We start from the raw sequence: 15556 nt of genomic DNA, 5'->3' as shown, positions 1-15556 counted from the left end.
ATTGGAAAAGGATGACTTTGAGTAACTCAGTCATCAAATAAATAAAGAAATGAATAACATGTTTTCGCAAATAAAAGGTGATAGAGCCATTTGGGCTATAGCAACATTGTTGGCTATTTTTTCCTTTTTACCTGTGTATAGTGCTGCTAGTAATTTGGCCAATATTAGCGGAACAAGTAATACGTTTTCATTCTTTTTAAAGCATTTTATGCATTTGGCGTTGGGGTTTGGGATTATGTTTGGTATACATAAAATACCTTACAAATATTTCAGAGGTCTATCGATGATAATGGTTCCTATTGTTATTGTATTGTTGTTGGTTACAATGTTACAAGGAACCACGATTGAAGGAGCCAATGCTAGTCGCTGGATTAAAATTCCGGTGGTTAATATGTCATTTCAAACATCCACTTTAGCGGCTGTTGTACTCATGGTATATGTAGCAAGGTACTTGTCTAAAATTAGAGATAAAAATGTCAGTTTTAAGGAGACTATTATACCGTTATGGATGCCAGTGTTTTTTATTCTGATATTAATTCTACCTGCTAACTTTTCTACAACAGCAATTATTTTTTCTATGGTTGTGATGATCACGTTTATTGGTGGTTATCCGGTGAAGTATTTATTACTGGTTATCGGTGCTGGAGTTGCGGCTTTAGCTATGTTCATTTTGGTAGCAAAAGCGTTCCCAGAGCAAATGCCAAACCGTGTGGATACTTGGATGAGCAGAATAGAAAATTTCTCAAATGGTGAAGATACTGAGGCAGATTATCAAATTGAAAAAGCAAAAATTGCTATTGCAACAGGATTAAAACCGCTTGGGCCAGGTAAAAGTGTTCAGAAGAACTTTTTGCCACAATCATCTTCTGATTTCATTTTTGCTATCATTATTGAAGAGTATGGTTTATTTGGTGGTGTTTTTCTGTTGGTAATGTATTCTTGGTTGTTGTTTAGGATTGTTATTGTCTCTCAAAAGTCAGACACCATTTTTGGGAAATTATTAGTCTTAGCCGTTGGTTTGCCAATCGTTTTTCAAGCATTGATAAATATGGCAGTGGCGGTAGAATTGTTTCCAGTTACAGGACAAACCTTGCCTTTAATAAGTAGTGGTGGAACATCCATATGGATGACTTGTTTGGCAATCGGAATCATATTAAGTGTAAGTGTTAAGCGCCAAGAGATAAAAAGTAAAGAAGAATCAGAAGAAGAAAATCCTTTAGATATTTTAAGTGAAGCTATTTAACTGAATTAGAATGTCAAACTGAGCGCTGTCGAAGTTGAGAAAAGATGAGTCGTAAATCAAAATATAAATTCATATTGTCCGGAGGTGGAACAGGAGGTCATATTTATCCTGCGGTTGCTATTGCTGATGAGTTGAAATCTCGTTATCCAGATGCTGAATTTTTGTTTGTAGGAGCTTCAGATCGTATGGAAATGGATAAAGTGCCTCAAGCAGGTTATAAAATTAAAGGACTTTGGATTTCTGGAATTCAGCGTAGACTTACATTAAAGAATCTGATGTTTCCTTTTAAGTTAATATCAAGCTTGCTTAAATCTCGAAAAATAATAAACAACTTTAAACCAAATGTTGCTATCGGTACTGGCGGTTTTGCGAGTGGACCTTTGTTGAAAGTTGCTATTTCAAAGGGTATTCCTAGTTTAATTCAAGAACAAAATTCATATCCAGGAATTACGAATAAACTATTAAGTAAAAAAGTGAATACAGTTTGTGTGGCTTATGAAGGTTTGGAACGATTCTTCCCAAAAGAAAAACTGAAATTAACTGGCAATCCGATTAGGCAGGACTTATTAAAGGTGAAGGGGAAAGAAATTGAAGGTAAAGATGCATTTACTTTAATACACAGTAAGCATACGCTTCTAGTTTTAGGTGGAAGTTTAGGAGCAAGAAGAATAAATGAACTTATTGAGACTAATCTTCAGTTTTTTGAAGATAATAATGTGCAATTGGTATGGCAATGTGGCAAACTATATTATGACCAATACAAGCATCATAATGAATTAAACCACGTGCAAGTACATGCATTTTTGAATAATATGGATATGGCTTATGCGGCGGCAGATATTATCATCTCTAGAGCTGGCGCCATTTCGGTATCAGAGCTTTGTATTGTCGGTAAACCAACCATTTTTATTCCATCGCCAAATGTTGCAGAAGACCATCAAACAAAGAATGCTCAAGCTATTGCAGATAAAGAAGCCGCAATTTTAGTAAGAGAAAAAGATTTAGATACTGAATTTCAGAATATGTTTTCTGAATTGATTTCTAACGAAGAAAAACGAAAAACTTTAAGTAAAAATATTGAAGCATTGGCATTGATCAATGCAACTAATGATATCGTAGATGAAGTTGAAAAGCTTTTAACCAAATAATGAATTTTAAGTCTGTAAATAACGTTTATTTTATTGGCATTGGTGGCATAGGAATGAGTGCCTTAGCGCGTTATTTTGTGGCTTATGGTAAACAAGTTGGTGGTTATGACAAAACATCAACTGAAATAACAAAAGCTTTGGAAGACTTAGGTGTACAAGTTCATTTTGAAGATGATATTGCTTTAGTGGATTCAAAGTTTTTAAATCCAGAGCAGACATTGGTAGTGTACACACCAGCAATACCAAACAGTCATTCGGAGTTTCAGTATTTTAAAGCTAATGGCTTTAATGTAGTTAAGCGGTCTGTCGCGCTTGGAGAAATTACAAAGCAAACTCAATGTTTAGCAGTTGCAGGCACTCATGGTAAAACAACAACAACGAGTATTTTAGGGCATTTACTTAATGAATGCAATGCGCCGGTAACGGCATTTTTAGGTGGAATCAGTGAAAATTACAATTCTAACCTAATCCTTAATGGCACAGAAACCACAGTGGTTGAAGCTGATGAATTTGACCGTTCGTTTTTAACATTAGCACCAGATATAGCGTGTATTACGTCTATGGATGCTGACCATTTAGATATTTATGGTGATGCTTCAGAACTTCATAAATCCTTTAAGGAGTTTTCAGAGTGTATAAAACCAAATGGTAAGCTTTTTGTAAAAAACGGATTGTCGTTAGAAGGCATAACCTATGGGGTTGAGGATAATTCAGATTATGAAGCTCAGAATGTTCGCATAGAAAATGGTGCGTATATTTTCGATTTAAAGACACCTCAAAACATTTTTGAAGCGTTTACATTTCATTTACCTGGACGACATAATTTATCTAATGCAGTAATCGGGCTAGCAATGGCAATCGAATATGGTTGTGATATTCCTGATTTGAAAACTGGACTAGACGCTTACAGAGGAGTTAAAAGACGATTTACTTATCAAATCAAAACAAAGGATTTTGTCTATATAGATGATTACGCGCATCATCCAACAGAAATCAATGCAGTGCATGCTGCAGTACGTGAAATGTATCCAAACAAAAGTGTATTGGTGATATTTCAACCACATTTATTTAGTAGAACAAAAGATTTTGTAGATGAGTTTGCGGAAAGTCTTTCAAATTTTGATGAAGTATTGCTTTTAGATATCTATCCAGCACGGGAATTACCAATCGAAGGAGTGACGTCTAACTGGCTTTTAAATAAGGTTGAAAATCTAAATAAAAAGTTGATTTTAAAATCTGAAATCATCCAATCAATTAAAAAATCAGATGCAGATATAGTGCTCACTTTGGGTGCTGGAGATATAGGGGAAGAAGTGAAATACATTAAAGCTGCTTTTTCAAATGAAGGTTAATTATAACTACTTAAAAATCATTGTTTTAGTGCTGTTTGTAGGGTTTTTATATGCCTTTTCAAACCACCGGAATCGAACACGAAAAGTCAGTGAGCCAAACATCGAATTTCAGGGTGAGAACAAATTATTTATAACTGAAGCTACTGTTAGTAAATTGTTAATACAAAATCAACAGCCCGTTTCAGACCAGCCTAAAGATATTATAGATTTGAATGAATTAGAGATTGCCCTAAAATCTAATCCAATGATAAAGAAAGCAGAAGTGTTTATGTCAGTAAACGGTGAGCTTTCGGCAGAAATTGAACAAAAACGACCTATTGCGCGGGTGAATACCAATGCATCATATTACATTGATGATGAAGGTCAGTTTATGCCTCTGTCAACTAACTATGCTGCAAGAGTTCCATTAGTTACTGGTAATATTAAGAAAAATGACCTTGAGACAGTTTATCAATTCGCTAAAGCTGTTGATGAAGATGAATTCTTGAAAAAATACGTCATTGAAATCCACCAGAATAGTGATAAAACTATTGATTTCAAGATTAGAAAGAGTGATTTTACTGTGCATTTAGGAACATTAAAACAGCTCGAAAAAAAGATAAATAATTTCAAGGCTTTTTATCAAAAGGCTTTAAAAGATAAAATTTTAGATAAGTATAAACGTGTCAACCTAAAGTTTGACAAACAAGTAATTTGCACCAAAGCATAGACTATGGACAAACATAACATTTCGGTAGGTTTAGATATAGGAACCACAAAAATTGTGGCCATGATTGGTCGTAAGAATGAGTACGGTAAAGTAGAAATACTTGGTGTAGGGAAATCCAAAAGTTTGGGTGTACATCGCGGAGTAGTTAATAATATTACCCAAACCATTCAGTCAATTCAGCAAGCGGTGCAAGAAGCTGAAGCTGCTGCATCAGAAAAGATAGAAGAGGTTACAGTTGGTATTGCTGGTCAACATATTAGAAGCTTACAACACAGTGATTATATCACGAGATCAAACTCAGAAGTTGTCATTGAAGATTCTGATATAGACCGTTTAATCAATCAGGTCCATAAGTTAGTGATGCTTCCAGGTGAAGAAATTATCCATGTGCTACCACAAGAATTTAAAGTGGATGGTCAGGCTGAAATTAAAGAACCAATAGGAATGTATGGTGGACGACTTGAAGCTAATTTTCATGTTGTTGTAGGACAAGTGTCATCGATAAGAAATATTGGTAGATGTGTAAAAAGTTCTGGGTTACAATTAGAAGGCATTACGCTTGAGCCATTAGCATCTGCAAATGCGGTATTAAGTCAAGAAGAAAAAGAAGCTGGCGTAGCCTTAATTGATATTGGTGGTGGAACGACAGATTTAGCGGTTTTTAAGGATGGAATCATTAGACATACAGCGGTAATTCCTTTTGGTGGAAATGTCATTACAGAAGATATCAAAGAAGGTTGCTCTATTATTGAAAAGCAAGCGGAACTGTTGAAAATAAAGTTTGGTTCAGCTTGGCCAGGTGAAAATAAGGATAACGAAATCGTATCTATTCCTGGGTTAAGAGGTAGAGAGCCAAAAGAGATTACATTAAAAAACTTGTCAAAGATTATTCATGCAAGAGTTGTGGAAATTATTGAACAAGTGTATGTAGAGATAAAAAATTATGGTCACGAAGAGCAAAAGAAAAAGCTCATTGGTGGTATTGTCTTAACTGGTGGTGGAAGCCAGTTGAAACATTTAAAGCAATTGGTAGAATATATCACAGGAATGGATACCAGAATAGGCTATCCAAATGAGCATTTGGCTGGAGATAGTGATGAAGATATTGCCAGTCCCTTGTATGCAACAGCAGTAGGACTAGTGATGGACGGACTAAAACGACAAGAACGTAAGGTTGCAGAAGAGCAAGAGATCGAAAATGAATTAGAAACACCTGAGGTTACAGAAGCAGAGCCTGAAGTGGTGCCTGAACAACCGAAGGAAAGACGTTCGTTTTTAGATAAACTAACAGAACGCGTTAAAGATTTTTTGGATAACGCAGAATAAACTAATAAGAAACTAAACTAAAAAATATAAAAATCATATAATCTTAGAGAGTATGAGTAATAATAACGATTTCGAAAGCATTTCATTTGATTTACCTAAGCATCAATCTAATGTCATCAAGGTAATTGGTGTTGGTGGAGGTGGAAGCAACGCCATTAATCATATGTTTCAGCAAGGCATAAAAGGAGTTGATTTTGTGATCTGTAATACAGATGCGCAAGCACTTCATAACAGTGGTGTACCAAATAAAATTCAGTTAGGTGTTAATCTTACTGAAGGTTTAGGTGCTGGTGCTAACCCAGATGTTGGTGAGCAAGCTGCTGTTGAAAGTCTTGAAGATATCCGCAGAATGTTAGACACCAATACAAAGATGGTGTTTATCACTGCAGGAATGGGTGGCGGAACAGGTACTGGTGCTGCACCTGTAATCGCTAAAATGTCTAAGGAATTAGATATTCTTACTGTTGGTATTGTAACGATGCCTTTTCAGTTTGAAGGAAAGATGCGTAATGAGCAAGCACAAAAAGGTATCGAAAGATTACGTCAGCATGTAGATTCGTTAATTGTAATTAATAACAATAAGCTTCGAGAAGTATACGGTAACTTAGGATTTAAGGCCGGATTCTCTAAAGCTGATGAAGTATTATCAACAGCATCTAGAGGTATTGCTGAGGTTATTACACATCACTATACGCAAAACATCGATTTACGTGATGCTAAAACGGTATTAAGTAATAGTGGAACAGCAATTATGGGTTCTGCAACGGCTTCAGGACAGACAAGAGCTCAAGAGGCGATTATGAAGGCTTTGGATTCACCATTGCTAAATGATAATAAGATTACAGGAGCTAAGAATGTACTATTGTTAATAGTTTCAGGTTCTCAAGAAATCACTATTGATGAAATCGGTGAAATCAATGACCACATTCAAAATGAAGCAGGTCATGGAGCAAATATAATTATGGGTGTTGGTGAAGATGAATCACTTCAAGAATCTATTTCTGTGACCATTATAGCTACAGGATTTGATATTGATCAGCAAAATGAGATATCTAATACAGAAGCCAAGAAAGTCATTCATGCATTAGAAGAGGAAGAGATCATTGAAGAAATAAGTACTCAAGAAAGAGAGCCGGCTATTATTACGCCAGATATCGTTTTAGAAGAAAAGAAAGAAGCTCCTATTGTGAAGCACGTCTTAACAGACGATATTGAAGATGAGTTTGAGATAACTACTAGTAACCAAACAGATTTAATTGCCACAACAGAAGCGATTAGAAATATTAATGTGGTATACGAGGAAGTTTTAGATGCTAAAATTCCTACTGAAGATACGACTGAAGACTTTATCATTACGCCGATAGAAAATAAGGTTGAAGACATAGAACCAATTCAAGAAGAGCAGATTACACTTACATTTGATTTACCATTATCTAATGTAGAGCCTGAGAAAATTGAAGAACCAGAAACAGGTGAAGAAACGATTTTCTTTAGCTTAGATGACGATGTCAAAGATATCGAAGTTAATGAACCAATTGAGATTATTTCAGTAACAGAAGTAAACGAAGAAGGTGAGAAGCGTTATGTTTTAGATGATTTTGAAACCTACGGTTCATCAATCAATACCGAAGCTAAAACAAAAGAAACAGAAGTTAAGGAAGAGATAGTATTCGAAAAGAAAGTAATGCCTGTTGAGGAGACAAAACCGGTTGTAGAAGAAGAAATAGACCCTATTAATAGTCCAATTTCTGAGCTGATTAAAGCACGTGCAGACGAACGAAGAAAGCACATGAAAGACTTTAATTATAAATTTAATACAGCGAAGATTGACGATATAGAAAAAGAACCTGCATATAAAAGGCAAGGAGTAAATTTAGAGGATGCTCAGCATTCATCTTCGGAAACTAATGCATCAAGAATGTCTGTTGGTACAGATGATAATGATGATATTCAGTTGCGTAGTAATAATTCCTTCTTGCACGATAATGTAGATTAAAAAGTTAGCTTTAACTCAACATAGTCGAGCCCAGAAAGATAAATCCCTCAACTTTCTGGGTTTTTTTTATTAGCTTAAGAACAAGTGGTAACGTATAGTTTTTAGTATATTCGTATCCTTTAAATTTGTAGTGATAATGAGTTTACAATCTGAGATCATGGCAGCAATGAAGACTGCTATGAAAGAAAAAAATCAAACTGCATTGGCGGCGTTAAGAGCAGTTAAGGCTGAAATCTTGTTGGTAAAGACAGCATCGTCATCAGATGAAGAATTAACGGAAGAACAGGAAATTAAAATTCTATCTAAAATGGTGAAGCAGCGTAAAGACAGTGCTGCTATTTTTTTAGAACAGAAGAGAGAAGATTTGGCACAACCAGAGTTGGAGCAAGCTAAGGTTATTAGTCAGTTTTTACCAGAAGCGCTTAGTGAGGAAGAGATTGAAAAAGTTGTTGTAATGACCATTGATAAAGTTGGTGCTGAAGGCATGAAAGATATGGGTAAAGTTATGGGTATTGTCTCTAAAGAATTGGCAGGTCAGGCAGATGGTAAAACTATTTCTACTATTGTAAAGGCTAAATTAATGGCTTAATATAATTGGCCACGTAGCTCAGCTGAATAGAGCACTGGATTTCGGCTCCAGCGGTCGTAGGTTTGAATCCTACCGTGGTCACGAATAAATACTTCAAAAAGAAAAAATGCCAAGCTTGCTTGAGCATTTTTTTGTTTGAAGTATTTTCAAAGCGGATCATAAAGGATGCGTAGCAATCCTTGAGACGATTTGATGAATTACTAAAAGGGATTTAAAATTGTGTAGGCTTGCTTGAGCATTTTTTTGTTTGAAGTATTTTCAAAGCGGATCATAAAGGATGCGTAGCAATCCTTGAGACGATTTGATGAATTACTAAAAGGGATTTAAAATTGTGTAGGCTTGCTTGAGCATTTTTTTGTTTGAAGTATTTTCAAAGCGGATCATAAAGGATGCGTAGCAATCCTTGAGACGATTTGATGAATTACTAAAAGGGATTTAAAATTGTGTAGGCTTGCTTGAGCATTTTTTATTTGAAGTATTTTCAAAGCGGATCAAAAAGGATGCGCAGCAATCCTAGAGACGCTTTGATGAATTACTAAAAGGCGTTTAAGATTGTGTCAGCTTGAGCATTTTTTTGTTTGAAGTATTTTCAAGGCGGATTAATAAGGATGCACAGCAATCCTAGAGACGATTTAATGAACTGAAATAGTTATAAGCTTCTTGAAATTTTGATTCTGATAGAAAGATATCTATACTATTTTAAAATTCTAGATTGAATCAAATCGAGGTGAATTCTACCAGGAACATGTTTAGAATTCTCTAAAAGTATCAATTCTAGAGGTGAATTAAATAGAGTTTTAGCTTTTTTAACCATCTTTCTGCCTGGAAACATAATGTCATCCTCACATGCAAAAATGGTGATAGGTGATTTAATGTTTTGAGCACTTTTTTTCTTTAACACTGGTAATGGCGAAAAATCCATATTGCAATGTTGAAAGGTTGCTGACATAAAATGCAACGCAAAATCATCATATTCTGAGAACAAGGTATTGAGTATTTTTTTGATTTTTTCATGTTTCCCTGTTTTTATAAAGCTTTTCAAAGGAATAAAGATTTGAAATAAGTTTTTGAATGGATTTCCATTTACCAAATACACTGGTGCTATAAGAAACACTTCTTTAATGTAACTTTCATTATATTCTAAAGTCTTTAGACTAATTAAACCTCCAAATGAAAACCCAACTAGAGTCACTTCTTGTAACTTAAGGTATTTCACGAGTTCTATCACCCATTTACCATAATCTAAAGTCTTCATATCCAATTTCTGCTCGGCACTTTTATTTGGTTGTGCTAAAACATCAATAGCATAAACCCTATATTTTTGCGATAGTTTAGGAAAAGATTCCAAGATCTGTGGTGCGCAACCACCAGTACCATGAATTAAGAATAATGGAGGGTTTTTTGCGTCTCCAGTTACAATAATATTGGTGACACCAAAGGTTGTTTTTATTAGTTTTTCAGAATAATCAATGTTTAGTTCTTGTAGCTTTTTATGGTACAGTTCTAAAATTTTATGTTTTCCTTCTTGTGTTTTAAAAAACATATAAAGTTTATTTGATGGGTTTAATTAGTTCATATCACTGTAATTTAGATGCGACAGAACATAAAATGTTACATTTAACCGAAACATTGAGAATTATTTTAACAATTTCTCAATGTTATTATCAGTTAAGTCCTGCAGGTGTTTCGTAATTTTTTCAATTTCCCAATCCCACCACTTTAAGTCTAAGAGTTTTGAAATAGTACTACTGTCAAACCGTTTTTTAATGGCTTTCGCAGGATTTCCACCAACAATAGTATAAGGTTCAACATCTTTAATAACGGTAGAATTTGTGGCGATTATTGCACCATCTCCAATCGTTACTCCGGCCATAATTGTGGCATTGTAACCAATCCAAACATCATTACCAATAGTAATATCGCCTTTATGTGGATATGATTTCTCATCCATTGCATGTTCCCAACCATTTCCAAAAACTGCAAAAGGATACGTTGATAATGCATCTGTTAAATGATTAGCTCCATTCATAATAAATTTGACGTCTGAAGCAATCATACAGAATTTCCCAATGATCAATTTATCACCAACAAAGTCAAAATGGTATTTTACGTTGTTTTCAAAGTTTTCTACATTTTCAAAATCGTCATAGTAGGTGTAATCACCCACAATGATATTAGGATGCTTTACAATGTTTTTTAAGAAACAAAGTCTATCGTAGTTTTGAAGTGGGAATTTTTTATGTTTATCTGGTCCATTCATAAGATTGGTGTTTTTTAATCAGTACTTTTTATATTTTGCTTTGCGAAAACAAATTTTTTTGTTCTTTTAATTTGTTTTTTTGGTTCCATTCTAAATTGTATCTATTCGCAAGGAACATGGCAATGTAATCTATCCCAATTACAGTTGTGCGCTTATCTATATTTTCTGAATCAAGAACAGGCCAAGGCTTTTAGTTTCTTAGATAGTATTTCATTTTTAAAAGGTGTTTATTTCTATGACGACATTTCCTCTTTTACGTCCTGTTTCAACATACTCGTGAGCCTCAACCATTTGTTCTAAAGAATAAATTTTATCAATAACTGGTTTAATTTTTTCTTGTTCTGCTAAAGTTTTTAAATTAATAAAAGCTTCTTTTGGAGTTAAAGGAATTCCATCATCTATAGAAATATATTTTCCATTTAAAGTCAGCGCTTTTTTACTCTTCTCTTTTAATGTTGATGATTTTGAATTGCCTACAGCATCAATAACGTATTTATAAGTTTCTAATTGTTTTTCAGAATTTTCTAAGGTGTAGTCTATAATTACATCACTACCTAAAGATTTTACTAATTCGAAGTTTCTACTACTACAAACACTAGTAATGTGAGCACCCAAATTCTTTGCTAATTGTATGGCTATAGTACCTATGCTTCCTGAAGCTCCATAAATTAAAACTTTGTCACCTTTTGTTATACTTGTTTTTTTTATTAAATGACTCGCTAGTAATCCACCATAAGGAATTGCAGCAGTTTCTTCAAAACTGAGATTTTCGGGTTTGAGTGCCAAATTCCAAGCTTCAGGTAAACAAATATATTCTGCATATGAACCAAAACGATGTTTGGTAGAGGAGACAGAGCCATAGGCAAAAACTTCATCACCAATTTCAAATTTTGTAACATCTTTACCCTTATCTTCTATAATTCCAGATGTTACCATTCCAAGAATCGGATTCCTTGGACGTCCAAAACCAAACATAAGTTGAAGAATTAGTTTTGGAATTAAAGGTTCATCCAATTTGCGAATTAGAACATCACTAGCAGTAACTGATGTAGCGATTATCTTTATAAGTACTTCATTATCTTTTGGTTTAGGTTTTTTAACATTTTGCAGAACTAAGTTTTCTGCTTTACCATATTTTAGACAGACTATTGCTTTCATAATTCATTTGTTACTGATAAATTCTAGTTAATCATTGTTTTAAATATTATTTCTTAAAAATTGGAATAAGATTTTTATGTTGATTATTCATATAAATATTTTGCAGCAGCCTTTGCCATCTTTTTTTGATCATGTCCTACATTGGGCACTATTTTTAGTTCCCAATTAAATGTCATTTCTGATGTTTTAGTTAATTCTTTGCTAAAGGAGTAGAAGTTTTTACCTCTTTCAATGCGACTTGTTCCTTGTTTATCTGCAGTTTTAGATCGTAACATTCTACCTCTAGTTTCCAAAATGTTATCAAGTTCGCCAAGGAATAGCACAAGTTTTTTATTGAACGACCTCTTTAATTGCTTCTTCGGAATATTAAGATTTTCTATTCCAAATGGGTAGGACGTTTCAAAATCAGGAAGCGTATATGTCCCAGCATTTGATGCTAGTATTCTGTCAGCTTTAGAATTTGGTTGAAATAAAACAAATCTATGTAGTATTTGTCCTCCAGCAGAATGACCAAACATATCGTATTTTTTTTGATTTGAATTTGTTGAGTTTTTGACTATTTCAAAAATTCTATCAAAATCATTAAAAATCCAATTCGCGTTGTTTGTTTCAATAGTATATTCAATTACATCTTCATCAATGTGAACTTGATTTGTACCTTTTTTGAATGAAACTCCTTTTGATAAATCCAAGTCTTTAACAACTCCTCCAAGATGATAATCTCCATAATTATAATCTTTTTCTGGATAAGATGGTGATAAAATAAGAACACTATGTTTTTCGGATGTTTTTATCCAAGAATCTCGATAACTGTCTCCATTTCTGCCAGCACCAGGAACAACAATTAAAATCTTTGAACTTTGGGTGAAATTTATTGGTTTATGATAAAAAATGGTAATTGAATCATTTTGATGTTTGCCAATTCCGTTGATTTTAAAAAAACCTGAACCGCTATTTAGTTCAATTTTTTGAGTAAAAGATGTATGCGTTATAAAGAGTGCTATGATTAATAAAAAAAGCTTATAGTTCATAATTTTCGTTTTAATGTTGTTAACGGTCTTGTGTGCCGTTTTAATTTAATTTTATTCCATAATTAGGTCTTATTCCAAAAATTAGCAAATAACCAATCATCCAAAATTCACCAATGGTTGCAGGTAGCATTAGAAATTTATTCAAACTAAAATCAATTCCAGCGTAGCTTATAACTGTAGAAATTAGATAGCCTATACCACCTACAATAATAACTCTTCCTAACCAGACAGGTAGTCTTTTAGATTTGATGACTATATATCCCATAGGAAATAGCCATAACCCGAAAAATAGCCCACCAATACCCCACGCATTTGAAATTATATTTTGAAGAACCTGAATTAGTAAAACTTTGTCTTCCATAGCATTGATATCAGAATTTGCAATACCTATTGCTGAGGCGATTGCAATTGCACTTATCATAATGGCTAAAGCATTTACCATTCCCCATATTGCTAAAGTCCAAGCTTCCCATTCATAACTATCTTTAAATAGTTTGTAAAACCAAACAGCGGTAAGTGCTTGTGATATTACAATAGCAAACTCTAATAGCAACCTAATTCTTGCTGTGGCTTCTAATGCTACTAAACTTGCCAGTGTTTGTTCAGGATTACCAGACACAAATATTTGAGAATGAAAGACCATAAATCCTAGAATTCCTGTAATGGCCATCATTAAATACCATACGCCAGTTATTCTAGCGGTTTTAATTAAATTTTTCTGTTCTGTATTTACAATCATAGATATTTAATTTTATTGTTTTATATCAGTTCTGACTATTTACATTGTTAGCACTTGTTTTATTCCTTTTCATAAATTTAATTGCAAGTGTAATCAGCATTATTATCAAGACTATAAAAAAAACGCTTGTTGAAATACTTTTTATTAGAGAAAAGAAACTAGTCGTTTTTACAGCAACCTCTGTCAATTCAGGATAGTTTTTTAACATTGCTATAATTCCGATATTTTCCAAATAATCTGCAATACCGGCGATTATCGGTAATAGGCAGAGATACCTATATTGGGTATTTAATTTATTCATTTTTTTTAAGAAATATCCCAAAAGCAAACAGTAAGAAATTCCGAATAGCAGTGGGTAAACCATATCAACCGGTATTTGGTTGGTGAGATAGGTTGAACGTCCATTTGCACCAAGTTCAGTAAATAATTCATTGACATATTTTAAATTATATCCTGTAGGCATCATATCTAATAATTGCATATCATTAGAGTATGTCATGGTTTTAGGAATCGTAACAGTCAGCATAAATGCATAAATACAATTGGTCAAGATAAAAAGTCCTAAAACTTTTTTTCCTGAACTATTCTTTTCAATAAATTTTACCAATCGGTTCATTTTTTCTCAATTAAATGCTCAAAAGGATAAATAATCATAGATAATTTATCCTTTGATAAGCTAGTTTTATAATGGATAATTTGATTTCTATTTACATTAAAATCTATACCCTATGCGTAAGTGCATATTTAATTCTATTTCACTTTTGTTTTTATCATAACCAGCGCGTTCAGCAAAGGTGTGACTAAACCCAGCTCCTAGTCCGGCTTCATAATTAAAGTGTTTACCTAGATTTCTTCTAATTCCATACGTTGGGATAATAGAAAAATCACTTACAATAGGGGCATTATCTGTATTGAACAAGACAAACCAATCTGGATGATAGCTCATTTTTAGAGCAATAAAATTGCCACTATTACCATCAATTCGCTTTGAGTTGTTTGAACGTTTTTTTAGGTTGTGATAGAATCTAGGCTCAACGACGATAACTGGTGTTAATAGAAATGGTGCGTCATAATCATCATAAAAAGTAGTTTCCCAAATACCAAAATCAAAACCAAGCTCTGTTCGCAGTGCGATGGTATTTGAGAGTCTTACTTCATTGTATGCCCACATTCCTAAAACTCCGGTTTGAATTCCGAATGTAGATTTTTCAACACTCGCATTTTGAGATTTAACGATTAATGTTAGTCCACATAACATTAAAGTACATAAAATTTTTTTCATCGTAATATTTGTATGGTAGCGTTATCAATAATATTTCAAACATGATTTTAATACATATGAATTGAACTTGATATTGCTGTATTTATCTGATTTGCATGACATTTATAGCCAACTTAATCCTAATCCTACATTAAAGATTAGTGCATCTCTATGCACGTCACCGTCTAAAGATGAACGACCTAATACCAATTTTGACTGCACATTAAGGGCAAAGTTGTTCTTTTTGTAAATTTCATAACCTGTACTTGCCATTACTGCACATCCAAAATTCCAATCGTCATTGACATCATCTTTAATATCATACAATGCAGGTGCGTCTATTGCTAAGCCAATACCACCATGTATCCACCAACGGTCTTTTACCCAATACTGCACAGAAGGGATAAAACCACCAAAGTGTCTATCATTATCTTGAAATTCATAGATGTTTCCTGGTATGGATGCAGTAACGGCAAGTCTTTCATTTATCATATAACCAAATTTTAAATCTGGAAATACAAATGTGCCTTGAGATGTATCAAAAGTTTGAATACCTGCACTATCTTCTAGACTTATGAGCCCACCTCCAATGGTAAATTCAAAGATAAAACCACTACGCTCTGTTGATTTTGCTGTTTCTGAGTCTTGGGCGTTTGTTATACCAGATAGTAATGTAAATAGGACGCAAGCTGTTCTTAATAAAATTTGAGTTTTGATTGTTTTCATTTTAATTGATTTAATAAT

15 protein-coding genes and 1 tRNA gene are annotated in these 15556 nt (G+C 33.6%); 8 read left to right on the top strand and 8 right to left on the bottom strand.

Going from position 1 to position 15556, the window contains the following annotated elements:
* Positions 1-49 precede the first annotated feature (49 nt).
* The 8 genes from HRU50_RS09445 (at position 50) to HRU50_RS09410 (ending at position 8444) form a co-directional block, all read left to right on the top strand.
* Positions 50-1243 carry an FtsW/RodA/SpoVE family cell cycle protein gene (locus HRU50_RS09445; RefSeq protein ID WP_296350566.1) on the top strand — a complete coding sequence of 398 codons (1194 nt, stop codon included), beginning with the start codon at positions 50-52 and terminating at the stop codon, positions 1241-1243.
* 44 nt (positions 1244-1287) lie between these two features.
* Positions 1288-2391 (top strand): undecaprenyldiphospho-muramoylpentapeptide beta-N-acetylglucosaminyltransferase, encoded by a 1104-nt coding sequence (murG, locus tag HRU50_RS09440; protein WP_296350564.1) that lies wholly within the window; start codon positions 1288-1290, stop codon positions 2389-2391.
* Positions 2391-3743 (top strand): UDP-N-acetylmuramate--L-alanine ligase, encoded by a 1353-nt coding sequence (gene murC, locus HRU50_RS09435; protein ID WP_296350562.1) that lies wholly within the window; start codon positions 2391-2393, stop codon positions 3741-3743. Before murG ends, murC begins: the two co-directional genes overlap by 1 nt.
* Positions 3733-4452: a cell division protein FtsQ/DivIB gene (locus HRU50_RS09430; RefSeq protein ID WP_296350560.1), complete on the top strand. Its 720-nt coding sequence runs from the start codon at positions 3733-3735 to the stop codon at positions 4450-4452. The genes murC and HRU50_RS09430 overlap by 11 nt, the downstream gene beginning before the upstream one ends.
* A 3-nt stretch (positions 4453-4455) precedes the next feature.
* Positions 4456-5778, top strand: coding sequence for a cell division protein FtsA (gene ftsA / locus HRU50_RS09425; protein WP_296350558.1), 1323 nt, complete (start codon positions 4456-4458; stop codon positions 5776-5778).
* A 52-nt stretch (positions 5779-5830) separates the two neighbouring features.
* Positions 5831-7774, top strand: a complete 1944-nt coding sequence (ftsZ, locus tag HRU50_RS09420; RefSeq protein WP_296350556.1) for a cell division protein FtsZ — start codon at positions 5831-5833, stop codon at positions 7772-7774.
* A gap of 136 nt (positions 7775-7910) precedes the next feature.
* Positions 7911-8363: a GatB/YqeY domain-containing protein gene (locus tag HRU50_RS09415; protein ID WP_296350554.1), complete on the top strand. Its 453-nt coding sequence runs from the start codon at positions 7911-7913 to the stop codon at positions 8361-8363.
* A 7-nt stretch (positions 8364-8370) separates the two neighbouring features.
* Positions 8371-8444 (top strand) — tRNA-Arg (locus HRU50_RS09410).
* A 613-nt stretch (positions 8445-9057) separates the two neighbouring features.
* Here HRU50_RS09410 and HRU50_RS09405 read toward each other — a convergent pair.
* The 8 genes from HRU50_RS09405 to HRU50_RS09370 all read right to left on the bottom strand — a co-directional run bounded on the left by HRU50_RS09405 (position 9058) and on the right by HRU50_RS09370 (position 15538).
* Positions 9058-9906 carry an alpha/beta hydrolase gene (locus tag HRU50_RS09405; protein WP_296350552.1) on the bottom strand — a complete coding sequence of 283 codons (849 nt, stop codon included), beginning with the start codon at positions 9904-9906 and terminating at the stop codon, positions 9058-9060.
* A gap of 93 nt (positions 9907-9999) precedes the next feature.
* The gene (locus tag HRU50_RS09400) at positions 10000-10623 is read right to left on the bottom strand and encodes a CatB-related O-acetyltransferase (RefSeq protein WP_296350550.1); all 624 of its coding nucleotides are present in this window, start codon (positions 10621-10623) and stop codon (positions 10000-10002) included.
* A 216-nt stretch (positions 10624-10839) separates the two neighbouring features.
* Complete coding sequence (locus HRU50_RS09395) at positions 10840-11781, bottom strand: NAD(P)-dependent alcohol dehydrogenase (RefSeq protein ID WP_296350548.1); 942 nt, start codon at positions 11779-11781, stop codon at positions 10840-10842.
* Between the two features lie 83 nt (positions 11782-11864).
* Positions 11865-12812, bottom strand: a complete 948-nt coding sequence (locus tag HRU50_RS09390) for a hypothetical protein (RefSeq protein ID WP_296350546.1) — start codon at positions 12810-12812, stop codon at positions 11865-11867.
* Between the two features lie 40 nt (positions 12813-12852).
* Positions 12853-13551, bottom strand: coding sequence for a DUF4386 domain-containing protein (locus HRU50_RS09385; protein WP_296350544.1), 699 nt, complete (start codon positions 13549-13551; stop codon positions 12853-12855).
* 25 nt (positions 13552-13576) lie between these two features.
* Positions 13577-14167 carry a hypothetical protein gene (locus HRU50_RS09380; protein ID WP_296350542.1) on the bottom strand — a complete coding sequence of 197 codons (591 nt, stop codon included), beginning with the start codon at positions 14165-14167 and terminating at the stop codon, positions 13577-13579.
* A 96-nt stretch (positions 14168-14263) separates the two neighbouring features.
* Positions 14264-14833, bottom strand: a complete 570-nt coding sequence (locus HRU50_RS09375; RefSeq protein ID WP_296350540.1) for a hypothetical protein — start codon at positions 14831-14833, stop codon at positions 14264-14266.
* 102 nt (positions 14834-14935) lie between these two features.
* Positions 14936-15538, bottom strand: coding sequence for a hypothetical protein (locus HRU50_RS09370; protein WP_296350538.1), 603 nt, complete (start codon positions 15536-15538; stop codon positions 14936-14938).
* Between the last annotated feature and the right edge of the window lie 18 nt (positions 15539-15556).

It is taken from the genome of Winogradskyella sp. (assembly GCF_013213835.1).
Lineage (GTDB): Bacteria > Bacteroidota > Bacteroidia > Flavobacteriales > Flavobacteriaceae > Winogradskyella.
This window is presented reverse-complemented; position numbering and strand designations above follow the sequence as displayed.

Excerpts from the sequence above, each read along its gene's own strand:
- HRU50_RS09445 (WP_296350566.1), top strand. The coding sequence starts at position 50 with ATGAATAACATGTTTTCGCAAATAAAAGGTGATAGAGCCATTTGGGCT.
- murG (WP_296350564.1), top strand. The coding sequence starts at position 1,288 with ATGAGTCGTAAATCAAAATATAAATTCATATTGTCCGGAGGTGGAACA.
- murC (WP_296350562.1), top strand. The coding sequence starts at position 2,391 with ATGAATTTTAAGTCTGTAAATAACGTTTATTTTATTGGCATTGGTGGC.
- HRU50_RS09430 (WP_296350560.1), top strand. The coding sequence starts at position 3,733 with ATGAAGGTTAATTATAACTACTTAAAAATCATTGTTTTAGTGCTGTTT.
- ftsA (WP_296350558.1), top strand. The coding sequence starts at position 4,456 with ATGGACAAACATAACATTTCGGTAGGTTTAGATATAGGAACCACAAAA.
- ftsZ (WP_296350556.1), top strand. The coding sequence starts at position 5,831 with ATGAGTAATAATAACGATTTCGAAAGCATTTCATTTGATTTACCTAAG.
- HRU50_RS09415 (WP_296350554.1), top strand. The coding sequence starts at position 7,911 with ATGAGTTTACAATCTGAGATCATGGCAGCAATGAAGACTGCTATGAAA.
- HRU50_RS09405 (WP_296350552.1), bottom strand. The coding sequence starts at position 9,906 with ATGTTTTTTAAAACACAAGAAGGAAAACATAAAATTTTAGAACTGTAC.
- HRU50_RS09400 (WP_296350550.1), bottom strand. The coding sequence starts at position 10,623 with ATGAATGGACCAGATAAACATAAAAAATTCCCACTTCAAAACTACGAT.
- HRU50_RS09395 (WP_296350548.1), bottom strand. The coding sequence starts at position 11,781 with ATGAAAGCAATAGTCTGTCTAAAATATGGTAAAGCAGAAAACTTAGTT.
- HRU50_RS09390 (WP_296350546.1), bottom strand. The coding sequence starts at position 12,812 with ATGAACTATAAGCTTTTTTTATTAATCATAGCACTCTTTATAACGCAT.
- HRU50_RS09385 (WP_296350544.1), bottom strand. The coding sequence starts at position 13,551 with ATGATTGTAAATACAGAACAGAAAAATTTAATTAAAACCGCTAGAATA.
- HRU50_RS09380 (WP_296350542.1), bottom strand. The coding sequence starts at position 14,167 with ATGAACCGATTGGTAAAATTTATTGAAAAGAATAGTTCAGGAAAAAAA.
- HRU50_RS09375 (WP_296350540.1), bottom strand. The coding sequence starts at position 14,833 with ATGAAAAAAATTTTATGTACTTTAATGTTATGTGGACTAACATTAATC.
- HRU50_RS09370 (WP_296350538.1), bottom strand. The coding sequence starts at position 15,538 with ATGAAAACAATCAAAACTCAAATTTTATTAAGAACAGCTTGCGTCCTA.